The following is a 25,802-nucleotide window of genomic DNA, read 5'->3' as shown; positions in this document are numbered from 1 at the left end:
GTTACTCCTTCACGAACAACTTGCGCGGCGTCGTACAGAACGTTTCGACGCCTTGCTCGGTGATCAGGATGCTCTCGGTGATTTCGAGCCCCCAGTCATCGAGCCACAGGCCCGGCATGAAGTGAAACGTCATGCCGGGTTCCAGCACCGTCCGGTCGCCCGGGCGCAGGCTCATCGTGCGCTCGCCCCAGTCCGGCGGATAGCTCGCGCCGATCGGATAACCACAGCGGCTGTTCTTCTCGATGCCCGATTTGCGCAGCACCGTGAAGAACGCGTTCGCGATGTCTTCGCAGGTATTGCCGGGCTTCGCGGCTTCGAGACCCGCCTCGATCCCTTCGACGACCGCGCGCTCGCCATCGATGAAATGTTTCGGCGGCTTGCCGAGATACACGGTGCGCGACTGCGGGCAGTGGTAGCGCCGGTAGCAGCCGGCAATTTCGAAGAACGTGCCGGCGTCGCGCGCGAACGGCGTGTCGTCCCACGTCAGGTGCGGTGCGGCGGCATCCACCCCGGTCGGCAGCAGCGGCACGATGGCCGGATAGTCGCCGCCGTGCTCGCCAACGCCGGTGATACCGGTCGAATAAATGTCCGCGACGAGATCGCACTTGCGCATGCCCGGCTCGATCCGTTCGACGATACGCGTGTGCATCTTCTCGACGATGCGCGCGGCGACGCGCATGTACTGGATCTCGCGCGGCGACTTGATCGCGCGCTGCCAGTTGACGAGCGCAGTGGCGTCGTGCCATTTCGCGTTCGGCAGATTGCGTTGCAGCGACGCGTAGGCCGCGGCGCTGAAGTAGTAGTTGTCCATCTCCACGCCGATGCGGCCTTTGTCCCAGCCGCGCGCCTCGATCACTTCGCGTGCGAGATAGTCCATCGGATGCCGCTCGGTGGACTGCACGTAGTGATCGGGATAACCGACGATGTGCGCGTGGTCCATGAACACCGTGCGGCGCGCGCCGTTCGCGTCCTGGCCGCGGCCGTACCACACGGGGTCGCCGTCAAGCGCGAGCAGCACGCATTGATGCACGTAGAACGACCAGCCGTCGTAGCCCGTGAGCCACGCCATGTTGGTCGGATCGGTGACGATCAGCAGATCGAGGCCGGCCTGCTGCATCGCGCGACGGGTCTTCGCGATGCGCGTGGCGTACTCGGAGCGATCGAACGGCAGATTCAACGCCGTGGGGTTGCCTTGCCCGGTTGCGGCCGGATGGCGTTCCTGTTGCGATGTGTGTGACATGTCTCCTCGTCCTCTTCAGCGCGTCATGTCGTTGCGAAAAAGCGTGCCTGCGCCGGCGGCGCGCGCACGCGCGAGTGCAAGCGTCGCGATCGCGGTGTCCTGGGCACCCGTGCCAGTCAGGTCGCAGATCGTGATGTCGTCCTTGCTGGTGCGTCCTTTCGCCTTGCCCGCGATCACTTCGCCGAGTTCGGCGAACGGCGTATCGGCGCGCACCTGTTGAGCTTCGATTGCGTGATGCAGTTCGCCGAGGACGCGAACCTGCTGCAGGCGGTCGCACACGTAATGTGCGGCGGCAAGCGCGGCCGGCGCGATCTCGTTCTTGTGCTCGGCGTCCGAGCCCATCGCGGTGAGGTGCAGACCGCGATGCAGATCCGCCGCTTCGACGAGCGGCGTGCGGCTCGGCGTGGTCGTGACGGCAATGTCCGCGTCTTCGAGCGCGGCATGCACGCTCGGCGCGGCTTCGCACGCGACGTCGAGCTTCGCGGCCATCTCCGCGGCGAAGCGCTCGGCCTCGGCGCGATTGCGCGACCAGACCTTCACGCGGCTGAAGCGCCGCACGAGCGACAGCGCCTGCAACTGCAGACGCGCCTGTTCGCCCGCGCCGATCACCGCGACCGTGCGCGCGTCTTCGTTCGCGAGCCAGCGCGCGGCGACGGCGCCGGCCGCCGCGGTACGCACCGCCGTCAGATAGCCGTTGTCGAGCAGCACCGCTTCCGTCAGGCCCGTCTTCGCCGACAGCACCAGCATCAGACCGTTGAGGCTCGGCAGGCCGAGCGACGGGTTGTCGAAGAAGCCGGGGCTCACCTTGATCGCGAAGCTGTCGAAACGCGGCAGGTACGCGGTCTTCACGTCCACCTCGCCGTGATGCTCGGGCAGGTCGAGACGCAGGATCGGCGGCATCGCCACGGCTTCGGTGGCCAGCGCGAGGAAGGCGGCTTCGACCTGATCGATCGCGGCGAGGTCGAGTGGCACGAGGTCGCGCAGCTGCGCCTCGCCAAGCAGGACAATCGGAGACATCATGATTTCAGATCCGCAGGAGTACTGGAGGTGGTGGTATCGGAGCGTTCGCTCGCGGCGATCAGCTTCCGGTGCACGTCGATATCGATGTTCGCGCCCGTCGCGATCAGCACGATCGGACCGCGCGCCGGCTTCGTCCGCAGCACGCCGTCGAGCAGCGCCGCGATCCCCACGGCCGCCGCACCCTCCACCACGAGACGCTCTTCGCGATACGCATGCACGATGCCGCGCGCGATCGACGCCTCGTCGAGCAGCAGCGTCTCGTCGATCAGCGCCTGGGTCATCGCGAACGTGTAGCGGTTGTCGAGCCCGATGCCGCCGCCCAGCGAATCCGCGAGCGTTTCGAGTTCGTCGACCAGCACCGGCTTGCCGGCCGCGAGGCTCGCGTGCATCGCGGCGCCGCGCGCCATCGTCACGCCGGTCATGCGGATCGCCGCGTTCGCAGCCTTCGCGGCAAACGCGACGCCCGCGAAGAGGCCGCCGCCCGACAGCGGCACGACGATGTTCGCGACGTCGGGCACCGCTTCGACGATCTCGAGGCCGAGCGTCGCCTGGCCGGCGATCACGTCGGGATGATCGAACGGCGGCACGTACACATAGCCTGCTTCGCGCGCGAGCCGGTTCGCTTCGACCTCCGCACCGTCCTGACTCTTGCCGACGATGTGCACCTGCGCACCCAGCGCGCGCACCGCGTCGACCTTGTTGCGCGGCACGAGCGACGACATGCACACCGCCGCTTCGATGCCAAGCGAGCGTGCCGCATGCGCAACCGCGCGGCCATGATTGCCGGTGGACGCCGTGACGACACGCTGGCCGCCCTGCTCCGCGAGCACGGCAAGCGCATGCGTGGCGCCGCGCAGCTTGAAGCTGCCGGTCGGCTGCACGGTCTCGAGCTTGAGATACACCGGCACGCCGGCCTGCGCCGTCAGCGACGGCGATTCGACGAGCGGCGTACGGCAGACGCGGCCCTCGATACGACGGCGGGCGCGATAGACATCGGTGAGCGACAACACGGACATGGGCATCGGTTCATCCATTGGCACCGATGCCGCAAGGGCCGCATCGGTGTAGGCAATGCAACCCAGTCTAATGTTCTAAAAACCGATTTTTATTGTCCTGGTACATTCGCCGCACACCCGAACCGATGACACGCCGGGTGCATCTTCAATCGAAGTCGTGAACCTGCGGAAACTGCTCGAACACGTGCCGAATGGTGCGCAGCGCGGCTGCGTACGTCTCTTCGCTGCACTCCGCGCCGACGCACACGCGCACCGCTTCCGGCCGGTCGGCACCACGCACGAGGAACGGATCGGTGGACGTTACCGCGATGTCGCGGTTGCGCAGTTCGCGCACGAGACGGTCCGCCTGCCAGTGTGACGGTACACCGAGCCACGCGGACAGCGCATGCGGATGCGCGCCCAGCACATAGCTGCCGAGCGTCTCCTGCAACAGCGCCTGGCGCTTCGAGAGGCGCTCTCGCTGGAGTTGCACGAGACGCGTGGCGGTGCCGTCGTTGATCCAGCGCGTCGCGATCTCCGCCATCGGCGACGTGGCCATCCAGCAGCTCACGCGCAGCACGCTTTCCGCGCGCAGCGCGAGCCGCCGCGGCATCGTCATATAGCCGATGCGCAGACCCGCGAGCACCGACTTCGTCATGCTCGTGCAGTAGAACGCCAGCTCCGGAATCAGGCTAGCGATCGGTGCGGGGCGCGTGGCGGGCAGCGGTCCGTACACGTCGTCCTCGATCACGTAGACGCCGTAGCGCTCCGCGATCCGTGCGATCGCGCGGCGCCGCGAATCGGGCATCAGCGCGACGGTCGGGTTGTTCAGCGTCGGCGTGCAGACAAGCGCCGTCACGCGTTCGCTGTCGCACATCTCCTCGAAGTGTTCTGGATGAATGCCGTATTCGTCGATCTCGAGGCCCTTCAGCGTGAAGCCGAGCACGTTCGCGAGACCTATCACGCCGTGATCCGTCAGGCTTTCGCACAGCACGGTATCACCGGGGCCGACCAACGACGCGAGCGCGAGAAAGATCGCGTGAGCGGCGCCGTTCGTCACGAGCAGCGTGTCGTCGGACGCGGGCATGCCTAACGTAGCGAGCCACGCGATCGCCGCCTGGCGATGGTGCTCGAAGCCCGCGATCGGCCGGAACGCGCGGATCCACGGCTGATCGTCGAGCCGCGCGAGCGTCGCGCAGACCTGGCGCCATGCCGCGTCGTGCTCGGGCGTATGGATGATGCGCGCGATCGAGAAATCGACGACCGAGCGCTCCGCGTTGTCGAGCATGTAGTTCGACATCGTCTCGGTCACCCGCGCCGCGACGAAGCTGCCGCGCCCGACTTCGCAGCGGATCAGCCCCTGGCGCTCCAGCTCCTTGTACGCGTTGGTGACGGTCTGCACGCTGATCGACAGCTCGGCCGCGACCTCGCGCTGCGGCGGCAGCCGCGCGCCCGCCGGCAACGTCGTGCTTTCGATATCGCCCGCAATCGCCTTCACGAGCCGCTTGTACTTCGATTCGACGCCATGCACCGCGCGCACCGCGTCTCGCCACTGCCCGATCACCATCGCTCTCCTTGCAACGCGCAAACGACGCGCAGTCAGTCCAATAGTGCAGCCAAACGGGGGCCGAAAATTATTGTCCTAGAGCAATCGGAACAAATATATGGCTTTGTATGCTGTGTTTCAGGACGGTATGCCACGGCCCGCAAACGCCGCTGCAGCACGGCATTGAGCGTCCTCGAAGGCGCGCCGCGACACGACGGTTCGCGCCATTCGTTGATCACGTCATCCACTACGTCAAAGACATCAGGGACTGGACATGGAATCGAAGCGCACGTCATGCACGTCTTACCCCGGCACGGTCCGCGCCGCCGCAGTGTTCTGCTTCGCACTGGCAGGGTTTGCCCTGAGTGCGCTGCCGGCAAGCGCGGAAACCACGCTGCAGCGCATCCAGCGCACCGGCGAAGTTCGCATCGGCTATGCGAACGAAACGCCGTTTGCCTACACGACGCCCGACGGCAAGGTCACCGGCGAATCGCCGGAGATCGCCCGCAAGATCTTCGCGAAGCTCGGCGTGAAGAAGGTCGATGGCGTGCTGACCGAATGGGGCTCGCTGATTCCGGGCCTCAAGGCCGGACGCTTCGATGTGATCGCGGCCGGCATGTACATCACGCCGGATCGCTGCAAGCAGGTCGCGTTCGCCGATCCGCAGTACCAGATCCAGGACACGCTGCTGACGCTCAAGGGCGACCCGAAGAACCTGCATAGCTACGCGGACGTCGCGAAGAGCCCCGACACGAAGCTCGCGGTGATGGCGGGTGCGGTCGAGGTCGGCTACGCGAAGGATGCCGGCGTGAAGGACGATCAACTGCTGCAGGTGCCCGACACGACCGCGCAGCTGCAGGCCGTGCGCGCGCATCGCGCGGACGCCGCGGCCGGCACTGCACTCACGATGAAGGGGCTCGCAACGAAAGACGCGGGCCAGGTCGAGGCGATCCCGAACTTCACCGACGATCCGAAGCACACCGGCTACGGCGCGCTCGCGTTCCGTCCCGAAGACACCGATCTGCGCGACGCAGTGGATAAACAACTGCACGCGTGGCTCGGCACGCCCGACCACCTCGCGACGGTCTCGCCGTTCGGCTTCGACAAGTCGAATATCACGCACAAGACCGCCGCCGAGATCTGTAGCGGCCAGTAAGTCCTCGAACGAGGCCCGGAAGCATCGCCGCGTCGCATCAGGCGTGCGATGCCCGCTTTCATGCAAGCGAGGAAGCGCCATGCGTGAACTGTTACCCCTGCTGCTGCAAGGCACGCTCGTCACGATCGAGATCGCGTGCCTCGCCACGCTGCTCGCGATCGTGATGGCGTTCGTCGGTACCGCAGCAAAGCTCGCGCCATGGGCGCCGCTGCGCTGGCTCGGCAATATCTATGTCGAGATCTTTCGCGGCACGTCGCTGCTGGTGCAGCTGTTCTGGCTGTTCTTCGTGTTGCCGCTGCCGCCGTTCAGGCTCGAACTCGCGCCGTTCACGGTCGCGATCGTCGGGCTCGGGCTGCACTATGGCGCGTATGGCTCGGAGATTCTGCGCGGCGCGCTGCGCGCGGTGCCGGGCGGCCAGTTCGAAGCGGCGCTCGCGCTCAACATGTCGGCGCTCACGCGGATGCGCCGCATCGTGCTGCCGCAGGCGATGGTGCATGCACTGCCGCCCGCGACCAACCTGATGATCGAACTGCTGAAGGGGACCTCGCTGGTGTCGCTGATCACGCTCGCCGATCTGACCTTCCGCGCGCGCCAGCTCGACGAAGCGACCTTCCAGACCGCGGAAATCTTCTCGCTCACGCTCGTCATCTACTTCGTGATCGCACAGGTGCTCGTCGCGGTGATGCGTCAGGTGGAACGCCGCGTGAGTCACGGCATCCTGCCACGGAGCGTGCGATGAATCAGTTCTTCGATGTGCATTACGCGGTGAGCATCCTGCCCGCGCTGCTGCATGCGTCGCTCTACACGGTGCTGATCACGATCGTCGGTTTCGCGATCGCGCTGGTGCTCGGACTCCTACTCGCCGTGCTGCGGCGCAGTCACGTCATGCCGCTCGCGAAGGTGGTTGCGTTCTTCATCGAGTTCGTGCGCAGCACGCCGCTCCTGATCCAGGTGTACGTGCTCTTCTATGTGCTGCCGCTCTACGGCCTTACGATGTCCGCGTTGACGGCGGGCACGATCGGCATCGCGGTGCACTACGCGTGCTACACGTCGGAGGTCTATCGCGCCGGACTCAACGGTGTGGCGCGCGGCCAGTGGGAAGCCTCGTGCGCGCTGTCGCTGTCGCCGTGGCGCACCTATCGCAGCATCGTGCTGCCGCAGGCGATCCGGGCGGTGATCCCGGCACTCGGCAACTACCTCGTCGCGATGTTCAAGGACACGCCGGTGCTGTCGGCGATCACCGTCGTCGAACTGATGCAGCAGGCGAAGAACATCGGTTCGAACACTTTCCGTTATCTGGAGCCGATCACGCTCGCGGGAATGTTCTTTCTCGTGATGAGCGTGACGTTCGCGTATTTCGTGCGCAGGCTCGAAGTCCGATTGAGGCTGCCATGAGCGCACGCGAACTGACCGGCAACACCGAACACCGGGAGACCACGACGTCATCCCCCGATCATCCGGAGACGCAGATGAAGCGAGAGCCCCACCCCCAGGTTCTGGGCGATGCGCAACGCGCGAGCCAGCCGGACGCGCCGATGGTGCGCTTCAAGGGCGTCACGAAACGCTATGGCGCACTCACCGTGCTGGATCAGCTGGACCTCGACGTCGCGCGCGGCGAGAAGGTCGCGATCATCGGCCCAAGCGGTTCGGGCAAGTCGACGCTGCTGCGCGTGCTGATGACGCTCGACCCGATCACCGACGGCATGATCGAAGTGGACGGCGAACCGCTCACGCACATGTCGCGCAACGGCAAGCTGGTGCCGGCATCGGTCGCGCATTTGCGGCGCGTGCGCAGCAAGATAGGCATGGTGTTCCAGAGCTTCAACCTGTTCCCGCACATGACTGCGCTCGCGAATACGATCGAGGCGCCGATGTACGTGCTCGGACTTTCGCGCCGCGAAGCGACCGAGCGGTCGCGCGAGCTGCTGTCGCTCGTCGGGCTCGAGGACAAGTGCAATCACTACCCGTCGCAGCTATCCGGCGGTCAGCAGCAGCGCGTGGCGATCGCCCGCGCGCTCGCGATGCGGCCCAAGGTGATGCTGTTCGACGAAGTGACGTCCGCGCTGGACCCGGAACTGTGCGGCGAAGTGCTGAACGTGATTCGCCGGCTCGGTCACGAGCACAGCCTGACGATGCTGATGGTCACGCACCAGATGGGCTTCGCGCGCGAGTTCGCGGATCGCGTGTGCTTCTTCTCGCAGGGGAAGATTATCGAGCAGGGCGCGCCGCAGCCGTTCTTCACGTCGCCGCAGCATGAGCGGACGAAGCAGTTCCTGCGCGCGGTGAATGAGGCGCTGTGAGGGGTGGGTGGACGAATGGCGGTTGATAGGATTCCGGGGAATCTTATCAATTGGCGCGGAATCTTATCAGCAGATTGATAAGATTTGATAAGCTTATCATTGCCATGACAAGCTTCTGATAAGCTTTTGCGCCAGGTCACCGACCGGTGACCTTTCACCTCACCGCGACGCGAGCAAGGGCTGCAGCTGCGGCAGAATCTCGGCGGCCGCGCGCGCCACGTCGTTCGGGAAGTCGATCTCGATCCACGGCGCGCCCGTGACGTCGGCGGTATCGAACGCGAAGCTGCGCTCCAGCAGCAGATCGCGCACCGCTTCCTCATGCGGCAGGTTCGCGCGGCCGCTGTCCACGTAACCCTTGACGATCTCCGCGAATCGCCGCGCCGCCTCTTCACGCAACCGGAAGAAGCCGATCGATTCGCCGATCGTGTCGTACTCGAGGCTCACCGCCACCTGCTTGCGCAGTTCGACCGGCACGCCGTCCTTCAGGCACAGCTTCACCGGCTCGTCGCCCACCTCGAATTCGCGATCGATCAGCAGACGGTTCGCAGCCTCGCCCGCGACGAGCGGGCGCAGAATGCGCTCGTCGTACAGCACGTCGGCGTCCATCAGCAGCACGTCGCCGCCACGCGTCAGCGCATCGGCGACGGTATGCACAGTCAGCACGCTGCCCAGGTCGAAGCGCGGATTCAGCACGATCTCGACCGGATGCGGCCAGCCGATGCGCTTCAATTCGTCCTCGACGAGCGAGGGCTGAAAGCCGAGCGCGAGCACGACCTCCGTGACGCCAGCAGCATCGAGCATCTGCAGATGACGCTCGAGCAGCGACACGCCGTCGAACTTGAGGAGGCACTTCGGAAACTGCTCTCCCGCCGGTTGCTGGAGACGCAGGCCGAGTCCTGCGGCAAGAATGATGGCTCGCATGGGCGTTCCCTTGAAAAGTTCTGGTCAGTCGCTAACGGGCAGACGCGTTGCGCGCCGCCGCTGCCAGCTTCGTTCGCTGAAGTGGAGGTAGAGCAGGCCAGGCACGCCGAGCAGCAGCTCGCGCGCGCGTTTGGCCAATGACAGTGCAAGCGCCGCATCCGGCGGCAAACCGACGAGCGGCGCGAGCAGCAGATAGCCGCCCTCCTGCACGCCGAGCGAGCCGGGAATCGCGAACGCCGCGCCGCGGATCGCCTGGCCGACGCTTTCGAGCAGCAACGCGTCGATCCAGCCGACCGGGTGTCCGAGAAAGCGCAGCGCGAGCCACACTTCGGCCGTCCCGACGATCCAGCCGACGAGGCTCAGCGCAAAGCTCGACGCGACGCGCGCGCGGTCTTCGTACAGGTCGTGCACGGCCGCGTCGACCGCATCGGCTCGAGTCGCGAGATCGCCCCACTCGTGTTTGCCGAGCACTTTCGACAGCACCCGCAGCAGCCGGCCGAACATCCCGCGACGCTGCGCGACATAGAACATCGCGATCATGCAGGTCAGCACCGCGGTCGCGATCAGCGTGGCGGCGCGCAGGTCGTGCAGCGCGCCGTGCGCCGCGTAAGCGCTGAAGAGCGCGAGGCCGAGCACCGCGAACACGATCTGCGCGAGCGCCTGCAACGTGGTGCTGACGGTGATCGACGCCGCCGCGTCGCGCATCCGCATGCCGCGCTGCGACAGCTGCCGCACCATCATCACCGGGCCGCCGATCTGGCCGGCGGGCAGCAGGCTGTTGACCGACTCGCCGATCCAGCGCGACACGAGCGCGTCGCGATGCGTCGGACCATCGGCGTCGCGACGGTCGAACAGCGCGGAGATCGCGCCGGCGTCGAGCACGAGCGGCACGACGTGGAACGCGGCGACGAGCGCGAGGCCCCAGCCGGCCGCCATCAGCGTCGACATGACCGAGCCGAAGCCCTGCCACGCGAGCAGCCCGATAAAGAGCGCGATGCCGAGCGACAGCAGGACGGTCGCGGCGCGGGTCATACGCCACCGCCGCGTTTGGCGAACTGACGGAACACCTGGCGGAAGCCGAAGTACGCGATCGCATCCTTCATGTTCGACACGAAACGGCGCCACGGACGCATGTTCGGATCCGTCACGTATTCGAATGTCAGCGAGACGCGAAACTCGTTCGCGCCGGCCGGCGTCACGCGGTGTCGCAGCTTGTCGCCATCGAAGAACACGAGGCCGCCCGGTGGAATCTGCACCGAGCCGGGCACGTCCGCCACGTCGGGATTGCGCGTATGCAGCTCGTAGTCGAGCCGGCACGACGAGTCGTCGATCACGCCGAGCAGCAGCGTGTAGCGGCGGCCGTCGTAGTACGAGGTGTCGTAGTGCCAGCCGATATGATCGCCGGCGCGGTGGTAGTAATAGAGCGCGTACGCGTGCGGATCGTCGGCGGGCGACTCCATCAGGCGGTCGCCGGTCAGCTGCCCGAGCCAGCCGATCAGCGCCTTCGAGCGGTACAGCTCGGCGATGAACGGCGCCAGCCGGTCGATCGTATGACGGCTCACGCTGCCGCCCTGCTTGTGACCCGGCAGGTAATTGCGGTTGATCTCATCGACGAGGCCGCGCGCCGCCGCAATCAGCTCGCCGGTGACTTCCGGCGCAAGAAAGTCGTCCAGATACAGGAACGCGCCCTGGTCGGCGAAGTCTTGACGCAGCCTGGCGATGTCGAAGCTGCGTACGCGGTTGGCGACGGCCTGGTCGGCGTCCGGCGCGCCATGCGATGACTCGATCGCGCGGTGGCTCGCCGGATCGATGCCGGCTGTGAAGGCCACGTTTTCTTTCGCAGACGTGCTCATCGGCTGGTCCGCAGCTGACTGGATTCGTCGGCAGCGCGACGTGCACGGTGCGATACGCGCCGGTAATCGATCACGACCCAAACCGCGAACAGCGGCGCGCCGATCGACGCTGCCAGAAGGAAAGGCGTCACGATACCCGTCAGCGTGACGAGCGGCAGAAGGTACAACACGTCTTCGGTTTCAAAACCGCCTGCAGACGCCTGCTTCGTGCCGTCTTTGCCCGCCATCTCCTCGATGCGCATCCGCAGGAAGAAGATCAGCGCCACCGCCACGCCCGCCGCGCACCCGGGCAGCGCCGGCGGGACGAAACTGCCCGGCTGCGTCCGTTGCAGGCCGACGCCCATGCCGCCGAACAGGAATACCGTGACAAGTGCGTCGCACGCCAGATCGTAAAAGTGCCCGATGCGGCTGGTCTTGCCGCTGATCCGCGCAAGCTCGCCGTCCGTGTGATCGACGAAATTCGACAGCACGATCAGGCAGGCGCCCAGGTTGGTCCACGCAAAGCCGCCATGCGCGAGGCACAGCGCGCCCGCGACACCGATCAGCAGCCGCAGCGTGGTCAGGTGGTTCGGCGTGACCGCTGTGTGTGCGAGCGGCGTGACGAGCCGGCGCGCAAGCCGGGCGTCCCAGGTTCTCGGGAGCGGCACGGATTGCGGCGGTGAAGCTTTCGGAGTCATAACGCGGAAATATATACGTGTTTGAGAAAGCTTGCTGTTCTCAAGTGTTTTCCCGCTGCTGGAACCGCTTTCGGCAAGATTTGGCAAGCACGCGCGGCCAAACGCCGGTACAGTTCGATGCAAACCATGACACCCGCATCCATCGTCCGTCTTTCCGCCCGGCTCATCGCATCGGGCGCGCTGCTCGCTGCATGGCCGCTCGCCGGTTACGCCAGCCCGACGCTCGACGCGCCGCTGACCTGCGACGAATCGGCGCATCAGTTCATCGGCGACCTCGAATCGCAGCAGTTGATCGACGCAAAACCGATGCGCGTGGAGAGCAATTCCATCAACGCGTTCTGGCCGACCCGCGGCGCGGACCTGCGCGCCTACGGCTTCAGCGTGTTCGCGATCGTCGGCTACGAGAAGGACGACCCGATGTTCCGCCAGGGCGACGGCGAGCCGCTCGCGAAGTCGGCGTATGGCGCGGTCGTGTTCGGGTCGTTCGACAAGGTCAAGGCCGCCGCGACGAACGCCGGCAGCACGGCCATCGTGCATCGGGTGGGACCGCTCATTACCGCGATCTTCTGCAAGCGCAGCTGAAACCCCGCCCCCTCGTTACGCATCGGACGGTAATGCGCCGTGATCGCGCGTATTAATTCGACATTATTTCCGCGCCGACAATGGCTTATTGCTTTTCATCCTGTAACTTTTGATCCCGGATCAAAAATATAGATAAAAAAAGCGGCCCGAAGGCCGCGTGGAAAAATGGATGAAAAAGGCCCTTGGTCAGAGGGCTGCAATGATTCTAATCCAGATCGCCGCCGTGTCAGCCGCGCATTGCGGAAGACTGATTTTCGCGAAACAGAATAATCAAATGCATCGCCGCCTGTCGCGCCCTCCCAGACGGTACGGACCCTGCAGCCGTTCATGTCGTATCGCGACAACATTGCGCCCGCAACCAGCCGCTGCTCATCACCATTCATTTCCAGAAAACCGCTTTATTAATAGCAACTTAAATCGCTTTAACAGTTTCATTCCCGATTTCGTAATGGATTGTTGTGCTCGCTGAAGTCAAACAATTGAATACGGGCCTTACACTTCGCAACGGATCGCCAGCCGCGAATTTCTTCCGCGCGCTGGATATTCGATTCTCCATGCACTGTTTCGGAGTGAGAAAGCATGAAAAAAACCCTTATCGCAGCAGGCATCCTGGGTGCATTCGCAGTCACGGCGCAGGCACAAAGCAGCGTCACGCTCTACGGCACGCTCGACGCCGGTCTCGTCTATACGAACAACCAGGGCGGTCACAGCAACTGGCAACAGGCGAGCGGCTCGGTGTCGAACACGTACTTCGGCCTGAAAGGCAATGAAGATCTGGGCGGCGGTCTCCACGCGATCTTCACGTTGGAGAGCGGCTTCAACATGAACGACGGCCAGTACAGCGAAAACGGCACACTGTTCAACCGTCAGGCGTACGTCGGACTGCAGAGCGAGCAATACGGCACGCTGACGATCGGCCGTCAATACGACTCGATGGTCGACTACCTCGCGCCGCTGTCGGAGGCGGGCTACGGCTACGGCAACAACCTCGCCGCGCATCCGTTCGACAACGACAACCTCGACAACACGTTCTCAATCAAGAACGCAGTCAAGTACACGAGCGCGAACTACGCGGGCTTCAAGTTCGGAGGCCTGTACGGCTTCAGCAACGACGCCGGCCAGTTCTCGAACAACCGCGCGTGGAGCGCCGGCGCGTCGTACAGCAACGGGCCGCTGAACTTCGCGGCCTCGTACCTGCAGGTGAACAACGCAGTGGGCCTCACGAACAATTCGAACGGCGCGGTCGGACTCGGCAACGGCGACGCGAACATCGCGGCGCAGACGCAGCGCACCTACGGTGCCGGCGTGAACTACTCGTACGGCCCGGCGACGGCTGGCTTCGTCTACACCCATACGCAGCTCGACAACGTGCAGGGCGCGAGCGTCGACGGCACGGTGATCGGCGGTCTGAGCGGCACGAACCTGCACCTCGACAACTTTGAAGTCAACGGTCGCTATGCACTGACGCCGGCACTGAGCCTCGATGCCGCGTACACGTTCACCGACGGCCGCATGACCGGCTCGAACGGCACCGGCGATCCGAAGTGGCACACGTTGTCGCTGCAGGGCGACTACTCGCTCAGCAAGCGCACGGACGTGTACCTCGAAGGCGTGTACCAGCATGCGTCCGGCGAGCTCGGCAACTTCGGCGCGAACGTTGCTTCGATCAACACGCTGGCGCCGTCGTCGACGGAAAACCAGACGGCCGTGGCCGTCGGCATGCGTCACCGCTTCTAGGCATCTTTGCTGCAACCCCACGTTGCGCGCGGAGGATCGGCCGGTCCTCTGCACGTAACAGCCTGACTGCAATCGAACGCGCGCGCGATCCGTCACGCGCGCGTTTTTTTGTTGCCGCAGTTGCATCCTGAAACAGCGAAGGCTCAAGTGTCGTCGCTATACTCGGAGCATCTCCGATCGCGCCCTCGCTGGCCTTGACCTGCAACCAGCGTTGCAGTGTTGAAGCCACGCACGTCGTCATGTGCATGACGCCCGCGCGCGAACCGCCTCATCCGACGAATACGACGACCTATGAAACGCCTGCTACTGCTTGCCCCCGCTCTCCTGGTCGCTGCGTGCGGGTCTTCGCATGGCCCGACGACGAGCGCCTCCGAACCGATGTTCTACGCGAAGTCCGCGCGACCGGCGCGACAGATCGCGAGCTGCCTCGAAAGCCACCTGTCGCGCGTGCGGGAATCGACCGTCGGCGGCAGCACCGAACTGACGATCGGTTCGAGTTCGAGTCCGTCGTACTTCGTCACGCTCACGCCGGCTTCGGGTGGCGCGGTGATCAAGGTCACACATCCGGCCGACGCATCGGACGATCCGCCGGAACCGGAACTGCGCTACGCCGTCGCACGCTGCACGACCTGACCTGACGACGCGTTTTCGATGGCATCGAGTCACGCGCATCACGCGACGGGCTGGGCCGCCGGCATCATCGCCGCTGCGTTGATCACGCATGCGCACGCGGGCGGTCCCTATCATCTCTGGGCGATCGCGGCCTGCATCGCGGGCGCTGCCGGCGCAACCGCGCCGGACTGGCTCGAAGTCGCCTGGTGGTCCCGCACGAAGCGGCTCTGGGTCACGCACCGCACCGTCACGCACTGGGGCATTGGCTGGGTGGCATTGCTCGCGTGGTCGTATCACGAGCTAGGACACTATCCTGCCGCGGCCGTGGCGTTCGGCTTCGCCTGCGGTGGCCTCATGCATCTGTTCGCGGACTGGCCGAACCCGCTCGGCGTGCCGTGGATTGCGGGACGGCACTCGCTCAACTGGTGGAACAGCGGACACTGCGATCTGCTGATTGTCGGCGCGTCGTGGTTCGCTGCGTGGATGATCGGCAGCCGGGTGTGGCTGCATGGTGGGTATGGCTTGCCGGTGTTCAGGCATTGGTTGGGGTAGCGGTGCGGCGCCGCGGCGCGCAGACTTATGCACAGAAACTGTCGATAAACCTGTGACCATCCTGCGCACGATCGCGGTAAGCCCTTGAGCCGCTTCGATTTGCAGGCCGTGCGCAGTTCGTCGCACCGCAGCGTGCGCGAAGGCTCTTGGCGGTGTGATAACACCGCATTCTTATCCACAGTTTCTGGTGACAAACCTGTGGGTATCTTTCGTATGACTATCGCAAGTCATTGACGCGACTCGGTTTGACTCGTGTGCGTGCTTCGCGAGGCTGCACGGCGGGCGAGATCGGCAGCGAACCCACCGTGTGCACTTGTCCACAATTTTTGTTGAGAAGCTTGTGGATATCCTGCGGATGCGCTTCGCAAGTACCTGACGGATCGACGATTCGCGATCGTGCACACGCTGCAGGGCACGCCGCGATCGCACGTCTCAACCGCTCGCCGATCGCGGCGGCACTACACGACGTTCTTCTCGATGATCGGACGATTTTCCAGCACGCGGGCAAAACCCAGACCGGACAGATCGAGCGTCGTATAGCCGCCGTGCAGGATCAGCTCCGCAACGCCTCGCCCGGTTGCCGGTCCCTGTTGAAGACCGTGCCCGCTGAAGCCGTTCGCGAAGATGCAGTTGTCGATGTCGGGGTGCTCACCGATGATCGCGTTCTGATCGAGCACGTTGTACTCGTAGTAGCCGGACCAGCAATGTTCGACGCGCAACGCCTCGAACTGCGGCACGCGATGCGCGAGCGCAGGCCAGATCACTTCGTCGAACAGCGCATGATCGACTTCGTCGAGCGGAAGATCGTCCGGATCGTTGTCCGCGGACGGCGACGTGCCGCAGATGTACGTCGTGCCCTCCGGACGGAAATACACGCCGCACGGATCGATGAGCAGCGGCGCGCGCTCGAGACGTGCCGGCGAACTGACGTTGAAGATGCTGCGGCGACGCGCGAACACCGGCAGTTCGATATCGAGCATCTGCGCAATCCCGCGCGCCCACGCCCCTGCCGCATTCACCATGAAGTCGCACGCGAACGTTTCGCCGTGTGCCGTCTGCACATGCGTGACGCGCCGCCCATCGCGACGCACCGCCGCCACCGCATCGGCGACGTAGCGCGCGCCGAGCGCCTGCGCCTTCTTGCGCAACGCCTGCACGAGCCCGTAACCGTCGAACCAGCCTTCGCCGCTCTCGCCATAGGTGCCCGCGACGAGATCATCGGTGTTGAGCCACGGGAAGCGCGCCGCGAGCCCATCGCGGTCGAGCCACGTAATGTCCGCCCCCAGCGCGCGCTGCAACGTGTGATTCTCGCGCAGCGTCGATTCGCCGGCCGGCGTGGCGAGAAACAGATAGCCGCCTTCGTGCAGATCGATCGACGGCTTCGAACCGTCGATCTGCAGACGTTCGCCGATCGAGCGCAGGAAGTCGATGCCGAACAGCGACATCTGGATCGACAACGGCGTCGAGAACTGCTGGCGGATCGATGCCGCCGACAACGCCGAAGACGAACGCGCATACGTCGGATCGCGCTCGATCACCGTCACGTCGACCGTTGGGTCGTTCATGCGCAAAAAATAGGCGATCGAACTTCCCACCACGCCGCCGCCGACAATCACGACCTTTGAACTCACGCTTCGCTCCGCCTGGCACACTTGATGTTGTCGCCGTCGTCCCGGCGCACGCGCGATCAGTCGATGTTGAAATCGATCCCTTGTGCGAGCGGCAGTGCCGACGAGTAGTTGACCGTGTTCGTCGCGCGGCGCATGTAGGCCTTCCATGCGTCCGAGCCCGATTCGCGGCCGCCGCCGGTTTCTTTCTCGCCACCGAACGCGCCGCCGATTTCCGCGCCGCTCGGCCCGATGTTCACGTTCGCGATACCGCAGTCGCTGCCCGACGCCGACAGGAACCGCTCGGCTTCGCGAAGATCCGTGGTGAACACACACGACGAGAGACCGTGGTGTGCCGCGTTGTTGCCCGCCACCGCTTCGTCGAAGTCGCGGTAGCGCATCACGTAGAGAATCGGCGCGAAGGTTTCGGTCAGCACGATGTCCGACTGCGACGGCATCTCGACGATAGCGGGCCGCACGTAGTAGCCGCCGGCCAGGCCCGCCACCTCGACGCGCTCGCCGCCGGTCACCGTGCCGCCCTCGCTCTTCGCCTGCTGCAGCGCTTCCTGCATCCGCGCGAATGCCTGCTGGTCGATCAGCGGGCCCATCAGCGTGCCCTTTTCGAGCGGGTTGCCGATCGGCACCTTTGCATAGAGCTGCTTGAGCCGCGCGACCGTTTCGTCGTACACGCTTTCATGCACGAACAGGCGTCGCAGCGACGTGCAGCGCTGCCCCGCCGTACCGACGGCGGAGAACAGGATGGCGCGCGATGCAAGCTCGCGGTCCGCGCTCGGCGCGATGATGCCCGCGTTGTTGCCCCCCAGTTCGAGGATCGACCGGCCGAAGCGCTTCGCGACTTCGACGCCGACGGCACGGCCCATTCCCGTGCTGCCGGTTGCGCTGACGATCGACGCACGCGGGTCCGCGACCAGCTTCGCGCCCACCTCGCGGCCACCGACGATCAGCGCCGCCAGGCCCGCGGGCGCGTCGCCGAATTCCTTCAGCACCTCTTCCATCAGGTGGTGCACCGCGATCGCGGTGAGCGGCGTTTTCTCGGACGGCTTCCACACGACCGCGTTGCCGCAGACGAGCGCCAGCGCCGCATTCCACGACCAGACCGCGACCGGGAAGTTGAACGCCGAGATCACCGCGCACACGCCCATCGGATGCCAGGTTTCGCCCATCCGGTGCCCCGGACGCTCGGAGGCAATGGTCAGACCGTAGAGCTGGCGCGACAGCCCGACCGCGAAGTCGCAGATGTCGATCATTTCCTGCACTTCGCCCAGGCCTTCCTGGAGAATCTTGCCGGCCTCGAGCGACACGAGCGCGCCGAGTGCCTGCTTCTTCTCGCGCAGCCGGTTGCCGAGCAGGCGCACCAGTTCGCCGCGGCGCGGCGCGGGCACGTTGCGCCAGGTGTCGAATGCTTCGCGCGCGCGGGCCAGCGCGGTATCCACGTCGGCAAGCGAGCTGGTTTTTACGTTACCGATCAGTTCGCCCGAAACCGGCGAGTGGACTGCGAGGTCGCCGCCCTGCGCGGCTGCGGAAATGCCGAGATCGGCAAGGATGGAGGTCGTGTTCATCGAGATTCCTTTGATTTCCGATCAGAAACAAACTGTGTCCGGCGACTATACACGCCGGTCGCTGTCGCAGCAACTGGCCAAATGGACGAGTACACTCAAAGCCAGTTTCGCTGTCATGCTGTGGGCTTTCCCAGTCGCTGCGAGGCCACGCGATGTACCCGACCTGCTGTTTTACGGCGCTGCACCCGCAGCGCTCCCGGTCGTTTCCGATCCGAAATTCCTGCGCCGTAGCGGCGGGTTACGCCAGCAGTCGCACGAACATATCCACCCATCGCCACGCGGCGAGAGCGCCTGCGAACAAACACGAAACGGAACGGGCCCGCCGCTTGCGTAAGGCGGATCGATGCGCATTGAATCTAGCCATTTTGCGCCGGTCCAACGCGTGTCGACTATTTTTCGCGCCTGTCGCACAACCTGCATCGCGGCCTGCTACATTGCTGCTGCACGGTCCGCAGAAAGGCCGTGTGTGCCTCGGTTTCAGGGGTTCCTACTACGGGAGAAAGCATCATGAAGGGCCTCAAGATTGCCGGCTATTCCGGGCTTGCCGCGATCGCGATCGCGCTGCTCGTGGTGATGTGCGCGATCCTGCAGAACAGCGTGATCGATCATCGCGTGCAGCAGGACGACGCAAGCGGCAGTACGTCCAGCACCCCAGCCTCCATCGATCCGTCGCAGGCGGATACCGCGAAGTCCACGCAGGGCCATATCGACGCGACCCGCTCGCAGTCCGCGTCCTGAGCCGGTCAACGCCGCCGCAACGCTTCCGTCACGGTGTGCACGCAGTCCGCAAAATGCTCCGCCGCGGACTGCTGACCATGCGCGCTGCGCTCCACGAGCCCGATTTCCCGCACGAACGTATCGTCACCGAGCGATAGCGTGGTCACGCTCCTCGGCAGATGCAGTCCGGCCGATTGCGGCACGATCGCCACGCCCGCGCCCTGCGCGACGAGACCCACGATGCCCTGCAACTCGTCGAGCTCGACTACATCGTGCACGGTCATCCGAAGCTTGCGCAGAAAGCGGTCCACGACGCGTCCGCCGAACGAACTCCGGTCGTACCGGATGAATGGCTCGGACGCCAGCAGTTCGCGCCATGGCTGTTTCGAAAGACGCCGCGGCACGAGCAGCGCGAACGGCTCCATTGCGAGCGTGCGCCAGTTGAGTTCGGCCGGCAGCGCGAACGGCGGCTTGATGATCACCGCGAGGTCGAGTTCGCCGGAATCCACCTGCGCCAGCAGATTCAGCGACACACCCGGAACCACACGGATCCGCCAGCCCGGCGCCTCGTCGCGGAAGCGCCGGATCGCGCCGACCAGAAACGACGTCTGCGCCGAAGCGATGGCCCCCACGCGCAGCAGCCCGGACTGGTCGGCGCCACGGCCGCGGTCCGCGAGCCGCGCATAGACCGACAGCAGTTCCTCGGCAAGCTCCACCGTCTGGCGACCGGCCGCGTTGAGCGTCGCCGCGCGTCCGGTGCGGTCGAACAGCGCGAACCCCAGCTCCTCTTCGAGCCGCTGGATCTGCGCGCTGACGGCCGACTGCGTCAGGCCGATGTGCGAGCCGGCGCCCGCGAAGGTCCCGTGGCGAACCACGGCAAGGAAGGTCCTGAGTTCACGCAGCATGGTGTCGATTCATCAAAATTTTCGATGCTTAGGTCGAAAATATATCGTTTTTCAATTGGTTTCGTCATATATAGACTGCATTCCACCCCACTGTCATTCAACCGATCATGGACACCACAACCAGCCTGCCTCCGTTTCACCTTGCCTTTCCAGTTCACAGCATCGCGGCCGCGCGCGAGTTCTATGGCGATCTGCTCGGTTGCCCCGAAGGCCGCAGTTCCGACGAATGGGTCGACTTCAATTTCTATGGCCACCAGATCGTCGCCCACCTCGCGCCGGACGAAACCGGCCATCGCCAGACCAGCGCGGTCGACGGACACGGCGTGCCGGTGCGCCACTTCGGCGTGGTGCTGTCGATGGCGCAGTGGGAGGCCGCCGCGAAGAAACTGACCGACGCCGGCATCGAGTTCGTCATCGAGCCGTACATCCGCTTCAAGGGCGAAGTCGGCGAACAGGCGACCATGTTCTTCCTGGATCCGTCGGGTAACGCGCTCGAACTGAAGGCGTTCGCGAACATCGCGTCGCTGTTTGCCAAATAAGCGCACCGCCGCGCTGATCGACTCAGCGCGACATCGCGCGACAACGCCGGCTATGCGGTCCGGGTGAAGATCGCAGACGGCGTTGCGCTTCGCCGTCCGGTATGCAAATGTCCTTCCCAGTTCGCGTTCTACTCAACGTACGCAAGGTACGCAACGTGGGCGCAAGCCGCCTGTGACGCTGGCCCGCATTGCCGGAGGACGGATGACATGGCAACCACCGAAGGGACTCCCCCAACCGACCCATCCGCGTACATCGCGCAACATCTTCAGCACTTCTCGACGACATCGACCGCGTCGATCGCTCAGGCTCAGATCGGCTACGTCTACGGGCTGACGTGGCTCTGCGCGGTGCTTGCCGTCGTGCTGGTACTGCTCTGGTTCACCGACGGCCGCGCGATGTTCCGGATGTCGCCACCGATGAATACGCGTCGCCGGCTAGCGTTGTGGTGGTCGTGCGTGTGGCGGCGCTGGATACTGTGGACGGTGCTCGTGACCGGCTCCTGCACGCTGCCAGCCCTCTTGTTCTTCCACGCGGTCACACATGGCGAACCGGCTGCCATGCCGTTTCCGTGGACACTCATCCAGTTCTACGTGCACTGGTGGGACCCGTTCCTGCCACTCGCAGCGTTCCTCCTGTTCAGGACGCTGATACCGATCCTGCTGCTTTTGCTGCTAGCCGCGCCGCTCACGGGCTACGTGACGAAACACGCATTCGCCGCGCACGCGCTGATCACACGTGGGTCGCTGACCTTCATGCAAACCACCCTGCTCGGTTTGACCACGTGCTTCTGGTCAGTACTCGGCGCGATCGTCGTCAACGTGATCGTGCCGCCCGCGCTGCTTCGCTTTCTGCCGCTTCTCCAGTTGCTCGTGCTCGTGCCGTGGGGCATGTACGTCGTGCTGCCGCGCCAGGCTCGCCGCATCGCACGCGCGAACGCGAGTGCCGGCACGATGGCAGACACACCCGCCGGCTAGTCGTCGCGCCGAACCGACGTTCTCTTCCTCCCGTCGTTGCCCCGTCTCTGACCGCAGCAAGACTGCGTCGCGCAGAATTTTTTGCTATTTATTCGTGAATCGATATCAGCAATTCAGTTTTTTATTCCCGTCGCATGCGGATAGACTTGGCGCACAAGGCCGTTGAACGCTTTCAGCAAAAGACCAGCGGCCCATAACAGACCGCTGCCGCGCGTGGTCGAACCAACCGCCGCCTAGAGGCCTATCCAACCGGGACATAACGATGCAAGCACAATCGAGCAAAAGCCGAGGCGCGATAGCCGCGGTGCTGGGCAACGCGATGGAGTGGTACGACTTCACCGTCTTCGCGGTGATGACGCCGGTGATCAGCAAGCTGTTCTTCCCCGTCAACCCGGCGCTGCCCGGCAGCGACCTCAACGCGATCCTGCTGACCACGGCGCTGTTCGGCGCCGGCTTCTTCATGCGGCCGGTGGGCGGCGTGCTGCTCGGTATCTATGGCGACCGGCGCGGACGCAAGGCCGCGATGACGCTCGGCATGCTGCTGATGGCCTTGTCCGTGCTGCTGATCACCTTCGCGCCCACCTACGCGAGCGCCGGTTTCGCGGCGCCGTTCATCATCCTGATCGCGCGTCTGTTGCAAGGGTTCTCGGTGGGCGGCGAGTTCGGCACGTCGACCGCTTTCCTGATCGAGCTCGCGCCGCCTGGCCGCGCGGGCTTCTTCGGGTCGTGGCAGATCACCGGCCAGCTGATGGCGCAGGTGCTCGGCGCCGCGCTCGGCATGGTCGTGACGCTCGCGTTCACGCCGGCGCAGCAGGCGGCCGGCGCGTGGCGCATCCCGTTCGCGGTCGGGCTCGTGATCGTGCCGATCACGCTGTACATGCGTCGCAGCGTGATGGAATCCGCAGCGTTCACGCAGATGCTGACCCACGCGAAGACGCGTTCGCAGGCGCTCGCCGCCGAACTGAAAGAGCCGGGCCGCAAGTATCTGATCGGGATGGGGATGGTCGTGGCGAGCGCGGTGTCGTTCTACGTCACGTTCGGCTATACGGTCACCTACGCGAAGCAGGTGCTGAAGCTGCCCGTGTCACAGAGCTTCATGGTGCAGATGATCGCGGCGATCGTGATGCTGATCGTCGTGCCGATCGCGGGCGCAGCTTCGGACCGCTACGACCGCAAGCGTCTGCTGCTGTGGTCGCTCGGCCTGTACCTCGTCACGCTGTATCCGCTCTACACGTGGGTCACCGCGGAACCGTCGATTGGCCGGCTGCTGTTCACCCAGGTTGTCGCGGGCGTGTTCAGCGCGACCTTCCTCGGCGTGTATTGCACGACGCTCGCGGAACTCTACCCGGTGCGGATTCGCGCGACGTCGCTGGCGATCGTGAACAACGTGGCCGTGCTGATCTTCGGCGGCTTCGCGCAGTTTTTCGTGACCTGGCTGATCAAGCTGACCGGTTCGCCGCTCGCGCCGGTCATGTACGTGATGATCGGTTTGTCGCTCGGGTTGATCGCGGTGATCTGCATGAAACGCGAACCGCCTGCAGAGCCGGCGAACGCCAGGTTCGGCACGCTCGAATCGTAATGTCGCCACGCACAAGCAGCGCACGCGCAGCACGCATGCCGCGCTGCCATGCGTGCTGCCGCAATTCACACAGAACAAGGAGCCTGACTTGACACTCGCTCAAGCCGCCGACGACGTGATCGATCTGGTCGCGACGCCGGCAGACCCGCAGATCGCGCGGGCTATCCGGCAACATCGGCCGAAGATCGCGGCATCGATCCAGGCGACCTTCGATGCGCTGTTCGTCGACGCGCCGGGTCCGCTCGGTCTGCGCCTGCGTTTTGCGAGCGCCGCGAAAGTCGCGACGCTCACCGACGAGCCCGCGCTCGCCCGCTTTTATCTCGAGCAACTCGATCGTGTCGCGTTGACCGCGGGTCAGGTATCCGATGCGGCGCTCGAAAGCGCGGTGCTGGATCACGTCGCACGCGTGACGCTGACGCCGCATGCATGCGATCGCGCCGCCATCGCCGCGCTGCAATCCGCCGGTCTCGACGACGCGGGCATCGTGACGCTGTCGCAACTGATCGGCTATGTCGCGTTCCAGGCGCGCGTGGCGATCGCCGTTCGGGCGCTCGCCGGCGGTTCGCGCGATACGGACGGCCATGCCCCGGCGCAGCCCGCTACCGCCGTCGTGCGTCATCATGGCTTCACCGCGGAACCGCTCGACTGGCATTCGTGGCTCACGCCGGTGGCGATCGCGGCGGCATCGGCAGAACAGCTGGCCGTGCTCGACGAAAGCGGCCCGACCGCGCGCCAGTCGCCGTACTACCTGACGCTCGTCCACCATCCTGACGTGCTGCGCGAACGCAGCGCCACCTACAACGCGATCATGTATGCGCCGGGCGGCCTGTCGCGCGCCGAGCGCGAACTGGCCGCGCTCGTCGTTTCGACCGTGAACGGCTGCCCGTACTGCGCCTCGGTTCACGCGCAACGCCTGAACCAGCTGACGAAGGACCCGGCGCTCGTCGCGCGCGTGTTCGCCGATCCGTACGCGGATGGCGCAACGGAACGCGAAACCGCGCTGATGCGCTACGCGCGCCGCCTGACGCTCGATACCGCCGCGTTCGACGTGGCCGACGTCGCGCCGCTGCGAACACTCGGTCTCACAGACGGCGAGATTCTCGACTTCTCGCACGTCACCGCGATCTTCGCGTGGGCCAACCGTCTGATGCAAACGCTCGGCGAGCCGGTGCTGCCCCAGGCGCGCGAGACCGCGGCAAGCGGAGGCCGTCATGGCTGATGCAGCGTCGACGAAACTCGCGTCGCTCGCGGAGCTGGAAGCGCGGCTGCGGCAGGATCTCGAATGGTTGTGCCTGCCGGCGAAGAGCTGGGTGCCGCGTCGCTCGGTGGACGGCACGGCGGTCACGGACGTGCTGATCGTCGGCGGTGGCATGTGCGGGCTCACGGCGGCGGGCGCGTTGAAGCTGCTCGGCGTCGATAATCTGCGCATCGTCGACCGGGCGCCGGCTGGCCTCGAAGGTCCATGGATCACCTTCGCGCGCATGGAAACGCTCCGTTCTCCGAAGGATCTGACGGGTCCATGCCTCGGCTTGCCGGCGCTGACGTTTCGCGCATGGTTCGAAGCGCAGTTCGGCCTCGATGCATGGCAGATGCTCGACAAGATTCCCCGCGAACAGTGGATGGACTACCTCGTCTGGTATCGCCGCGTGCTCGGACTCGAGATCGACAGCCTGACGACCGTGCGTGAAATTCGGCCTGCCAGCGAAGGCCTGTTCGAAGTTCTCCTGACCACACCCTCGGGCGACGAGCGCGCGCTCGCGCGCCATGTGGTGCTCGCGACCGGCCGCGACGGCGGCGGTCAGCCGCAGGTGCCCGCGCTGGCACGCACGCTGGATCGCCGCCGCTGGGCGCATTCCGCCGACGACATCGACTTCGCGGCATTGCGCGGGAAGCGCGTCGCGGTGGTCGGCGCCGGCGCATCGGCAATGGACAATGCGGCGACGGCGCTCGAAGCCGGCGCCGCGCGGCTCGATCTGTTCGTGCGGCGGCGCGATCTGCCGCGGATCAACAAGCTGACCGGCGTGTCGAGCCCGGGGCTCGTGCACGGCTTCGCGTCGCTGCCCGACGACTGGAAGTGGCGCATCAACACCTACGCGGCGGCGACGCAGACTCCACCGCCGCGCAGCAGCACGCTGCGCGTGTCGCGTCACGACCATGCGCACTTTCATCTGGGCAGTCCGGTGGAACGTATCGACGAGCGCGGCGATGCGCTCGTCGTGCACACGCCGCGCGGCCGCTATCCGGTCGACTTCATCGTCTTCGCGACGGGCTTCAGTACCGAACTCGAAGTGCGGCCGGAGCTTGCGGCGTTCGTCGACAACATCCGTTTGTGGAAGGACGCATTCGATGCACGCGGCGAGCCGCACAACACGGAGCTCGCGAATTCGCCGTATCTCGGCTACGCGTTCGAGTGCCAGGAGAAGGTTGAAGGACGCACGCCAGAGCTCAGCCGACTCCACCTGTTCAACTACTCGGCGACCGCGAGCGCGGGCAAGCTGTCCGGCGATATTCCGGCAGTGACGACCGGCGCGAAGCGTCTCGCGCAGGGCATTGCCGCGAGTCTTTTGCACGACGATTGCGACGCGCACTACGCGGCGCTGCAGGCGTTCGACAAACCGGAGCTGTTCGGCGACGAGTGGCAGGATGACGACGAGGACGATGGAGAGGTTGTGAACGTGGCTTGAGGCTCAACGTACTTGAGAAAAACAA

Annotated in this window: 26 protein-coding genes; 15 read left to right on the top strand and 11 right to left on the bottom strand. The window is 65.2% G+C overall.

The window, feature by feature from the left end:
- Position 1: 1 nt before the first annotated feature.
- The 4 genes from doeA to ehuR form a co-directional block, all read right to left on the bottom strand.
- Positions 2–1,240 carry an ectoine hydrolase DoeA gene (doeA, locus tag DVS29_RS08570; protein ID WP_118180015.1) on the bottom strand — a complete coding sequence of 413 codons (1,239 nt, stop codon included), beginning with the start codon at positions 1,238–1,240 and terminating at the stop codon, positions 2–4.
- 15 nt (positions 1,241–1,255) lie between these two features.
- Positions 1,256–2,257, bottom strand: a complete 1,002-nt coding sequence (locus tag DVS29_RS08565) for a cyclodeaminase (protein ID WP_118180014.1) — start codon at positions 2,255–2,257, stop codon at positions 1,256–1,258.
- Positions 2,257–3,276 (bottom strand): hydroxyectoine utilization dehydratase EutB, encoded by a 1,020-nt coding sequence (gene eutB / locus DVS29_RS08560; protein WP_118180145.1) that lies wholly within the window; start codon positions 3,274–3,276, stop codon positions 2,257–2,259. Before eutB ends, DVS29_RS08565 begins: the two co-directional genes overlap by 1 nt.
- A gap of 145 nt (positions 3,277–3,421) precedes the next feature.
- Entirely contained in the window at positions 3,422–4,822 is a 1,401-nt protein-coding gene (gene ehuR, locus DVS29_RS08555; RefSeq protein ID WP_205962418.1) for a MocR-like ectoine utilization transcription factor EhuR, read from the bottom strand.
- A 253-nt stretch (positions 4,823–5,075) separates the two neighbouring features.
- Between ehuR and ehuB the strand changes: the two genes are divergently transcribed.
- The 4 genes from ehuB (at position 5,076) to ehuA (ending at position 8,257) form a co-directional block, all read left to right on the top strand.
- Positions 5,076–5,957 carry an ectoine/hydroxyectoine ABC transporter substrate-binding protein EhuB gene (gene ehuB / locus DVS29_RS08550; protein WP_118180013.1) on the top strand — a complete coding sequence of 294 codons (882 nt, stop codon included), beginning with the start codon at positions 5,076–5,078 and terminating at the stop codon, positions 5,955–5,957.
- Between the two features lie 79 nt (positions 5,958–6,036).
- Positions 6,037–6,696 (top strand): ectoine/hydroxyectoine ABC transporter permease subunit EhuC, encoded by a 660-nt coding sequence (gene ehuC / locus DVS29_RS08545; protein ID WP_118180012.1) that lies wholly within the window; start codon positions 6,037–6,039, stop codon positions 6,694–6,696.
- On the top strand, positions 6,693–7,352 hold the full coding sequence (gene ehuD / locus DVS29_RS08540; RefSeq protein ID WP_118180011.1) for an ectoine/hydroxyectoine ABC transporter permease subunit EhuD: 660 nt from the start codon (positions 6,693–6,695) through the stop codon (positions 7,350–7,352). The genes ehuC and ehuD overlap by 4 nt, the downstream gene beginning before the upstream one ends.
- Before the next feature lie 74 nt (positions 7,353–7,426).
- Positions 7,427–8,257, top strand: coding sequence for an ectoine/hydroxyectoine ABC transporter ATP-binding protein EhuA (gene ehuA / locus DVS29_RS08535; protein ID WP_118180143.1), 831 nt, complete (start codon positions 7,427–7,429; stop codon positions 8,255–8,257).
- A gap of 159 nt (positions 8,258–8,416) precedes the next feature.
- Here ehuA and DVS29_RS08530 read toward each other — a convergent pair whose 3' ends face one another.
- The 4 genes from DVS29_RS08530 to DVS29_RS08515 are packed head-to-tail and all read right to left on the bottom strand — an operon-like array spanning position 8,417 to position 11,708.
- Positions 8,417–9,178 carry a phosphocholine cytidylyltransferase family protein gene (locus DVS29_RS08530; protein WP_118180010.1) on the bottom strand — a complete coding sequence of 254 codons (762 nt, stop codon included), beginning with the start codon at positions 9,176–9,178 and terminating at the stop codon, positions 8,417–8,419.
- 24 nt (positions 9,179–9,202) lie between these two features.
- Entirely contained in the window at positions 9,203–10,210 is a 1,008-nt protein-coding gene (locus DVS29_RS08525) for an HpnL family protein (RefSeq protein WP_118180009.1), read from the bottom strand.
- Entirely contained in the window at positions 10,207–11,031 is an 825-nt protein-coding gene (locus DVS29_RS08520; protein WP_118180008.1) for a HalD/BesD family halogenase, read from the bottom strand. The genes DVS29_RS08525 and DVS29_RS08520 overlap by 4 nt, the downstream gene beginning before the upstream one ends.
- Complete coding sequence (locus tag DVS29_RS08515) at positions 11,028–11,708, bottom strand: CDP-alcohol phosphatidyltransferase family protein (protein ID WP_118180007.1); 681 nt, start codon at positions 11,706–11,708, stop codon at positions 11,028–11,030. The genes DVS29_RS08520 and DVS29_RS08515 overlap by 4 nt, the downstream gene beginning before the upstream one ends.
- A 126-nt stretch (positions 11,709–11,834) precedes the next feature.
- Between DVS29_RS08515 and DVS29_RS08510 the strand changes: the two genes are divergently transcribed.
- The 4 genes from DVS29_RS08510 (at position 11,835) to DVS29_RS08495 (ending at position 15,191) form a co-directional block, all read left to right on the top strand.
- The gene (locus DVS29_RS08510; protein ID WP_338069322.1) at positions 11,835–12,290 is read left to right on the top strand and encodes a hypothetical protein; all 456 of its coding nucleotides are present in this window, start codon (positions 11,835–11,837) and stop codon (positions 12,288–12,290) included.
- A 579-nt stretch (positions 12,291–12,869) separates the two neighbouring features.
- Entirely contained in the window at positions 12,870–14,027 is a 1,158-nt protein-coding gene (locus DVS29_RS08505; RefSeq protein WP_118180005.1) for a porin, read from the top strand.
- A gap of 291 nt (positions 14,028–14,318) precedes the next feature.
- Positions 14,319–14,660, top strand: coding sequence for a sugar ABC transporter ATPase (locus DVS29_RS08500; RefSeq protein WP_118180004.1), 342 nt, complete (start codon positions 14,319–14,321; stop codon positions 14,658–14,660).
- 18 nt (positions 14,661–14,678) lie between these two features.
- Positions 14,679–15,191 carry a metal-dependent hydrolase gene (locus DVS29_RS08495; protein ID WP_118180003.1) on the top strand — a complete coding sequence of 171 codons (513 nt, stop codon included), beginning with the start codon at positions 14,679–14,681 and terminating at the stop codon, positions 15,189–15,191.
- A 458-nt stretch (positions 15,192–15,649) separates the two neighbouring features.
- Here the strand turns inward: DVS29_RS08495 and DVS29_RS08490 are convergent, their stop codons facing one another.
- Positions 15,650–16,822 carry an NAD(P)/FAD-dependent oxidoreductase gene (locus tag DVS29_RS08490; RefSeq protein WP_164707868.1) on the bottom strand — a complete coding sequence of 391 codons (1,173 nt, stop codon included), beginning with the start codon at positions 16,820–16,822 and terminating at the stop codon, positions 15,650–15,652.
- A gap of 56 nt (positions 16,823–16,878) precedes the next feature.
- A complete protein-coding gene (amaB, locus tag DVS29_RS08485; protein ID WP_118180001.1) occupies positions 16,879–18,378 on the bottom strand; it encodes an L-piperidine-6-carboxylate dehydrogenase in 1,500 nt (499 codons plus the stop codon).
- On the opposite strand from amaB, the gene DVS29_RS36840 reads away from it, so the two are divergent.
- The gene (locus tag DVS29_RS36840) at positions 18,371–18,712 is read left to right on the top strand and encodes a hypothetical protein (protein WP_124800616.1); all 342 of its coding nucleotides are present in this window, start codon (positions 18,371–18,373) and stop codon (positions 18,710–18,712) included. The two genes, amaB and DVS29_RS36840, sit on opposite strands and share 8 nt — an antisense overlap.
- Positions 18,713–18,885: 173 nt before the next feature.
- Positions 18,886–19,116, top strand: coding sequence for a hypothetical protein (locus DVS29_RS08480; RefSeq protein WP_118180000.1), 231 nt, complete (start codon positions 18,886–18,888; stop codon positions 19,114–19,116).
- A 5-nt stretch (positions 19,117–19,121) separates the two neighbouring features.
- On the opposite strand, the gene DVS29_RS08475 is transcribed toward DVS29_RS08480, so the two are convergent.
- Positions 19,122–20,000, bottom strand: a complete 879-nt coding sequence (locus tag DVS29_RS08475; protein WP_118179999.1) for a LysR family transcriptional regulator — start codon at positions 19,998–20,000, stop codon at positions 19,122–19,124.
- A gap of 107 nt (positions 20,001–20,107) precedes the next feature.
- On the opposite strand from DVS29_RS08475, the gene DVS29_RS08470 reads away from it, so the two are divergent.
- The 5 genes from DVS29_RS08470 to DVS29_RS08450 all read left to right on the top strand — a co-directional run bounded on the left by DVS29_RS08470 (position 20,108) and on the right by DVS29_RS08450 (position 25,777).
- On the top strand, positions 20,108–20,539 hold the full coding sequence (locus tag DVS29_RS08470) for a VOC family protein (protein ID WP_118179998.1): 432 nt from the start codon (positions 20,108–20,110) through the stop codon (positions 20,537–20,539).
- 207 nt (positions 20,540–20,746) lie between these two features.
- Positions 20,747–21,514, top strand: coding sequence for a hypothetical protein (locus tag DVS29_RS08465; RefSeq protein WP_118179997.1), 768 nt, complete (start codon positions 20,747–20,749; stop codon positions 21,512–21,514).
- A gap of 262 nt (positions 21,515–21,776) precedes the next feature.
- The gene (locus tag DVS29_RS08460) at positions 21,777–23,093 is read left to right on the top strand and encodes an MFS transporter (protein ID WP_118179996.1); all 1,317 of its coding nucleotides are present in this window, start codon (positions 21,777–21,779) and stop codon (positions 23,091–23,093) included.
- A gap of 88 nt (positions 23,094–23,181) precedes the next feature.
- Positions 23,182–24,312, top strand: coding sequence for a CMD domain-containing protein (locus tag DVS29_RS08455; RefSeq protein ID WP_240655515.1), 1,131 nt, complete (start codon positions 23,182–23,184; stop codon positions 24,310–24,312).
- Positions 24,305–25,777, top strand: coding sequence for an NAD(P)-binding domain-containing protein (locus tag DVS29_RS08450; RefSeq protein WP_118179995.1), 1,473 nt, complete (start codon positions 24,305–24,307; stop codon positions 25,775–25,777). The genes DVS29_RS08455 and DVS29_RS08450 overlap by 8 nt, the downstream gene beginning before the upstream one ends.
- The last annotated feature ends 25 nt before the right edge of the window (positions 25,778–25,802 follow it).

The sequence above is a fragment of the Paraburkholderia phosphatilytica genome, from assembly GCF_003443895.1.
In the GTDB taxonomy this organism is placed as follows: Bacteria; Pseudomonadota; Gammaproteobacteria; order Burkholderiales; family Burkholderiaceae; genus Paraburkholderia; species Paraburkholderia phosphatilytica.
The sequence above is the reverse complement of the archived record's forward strand: the minus strand, read 5'-3'. Positions and strand labels throughout refer to the sequence as shown.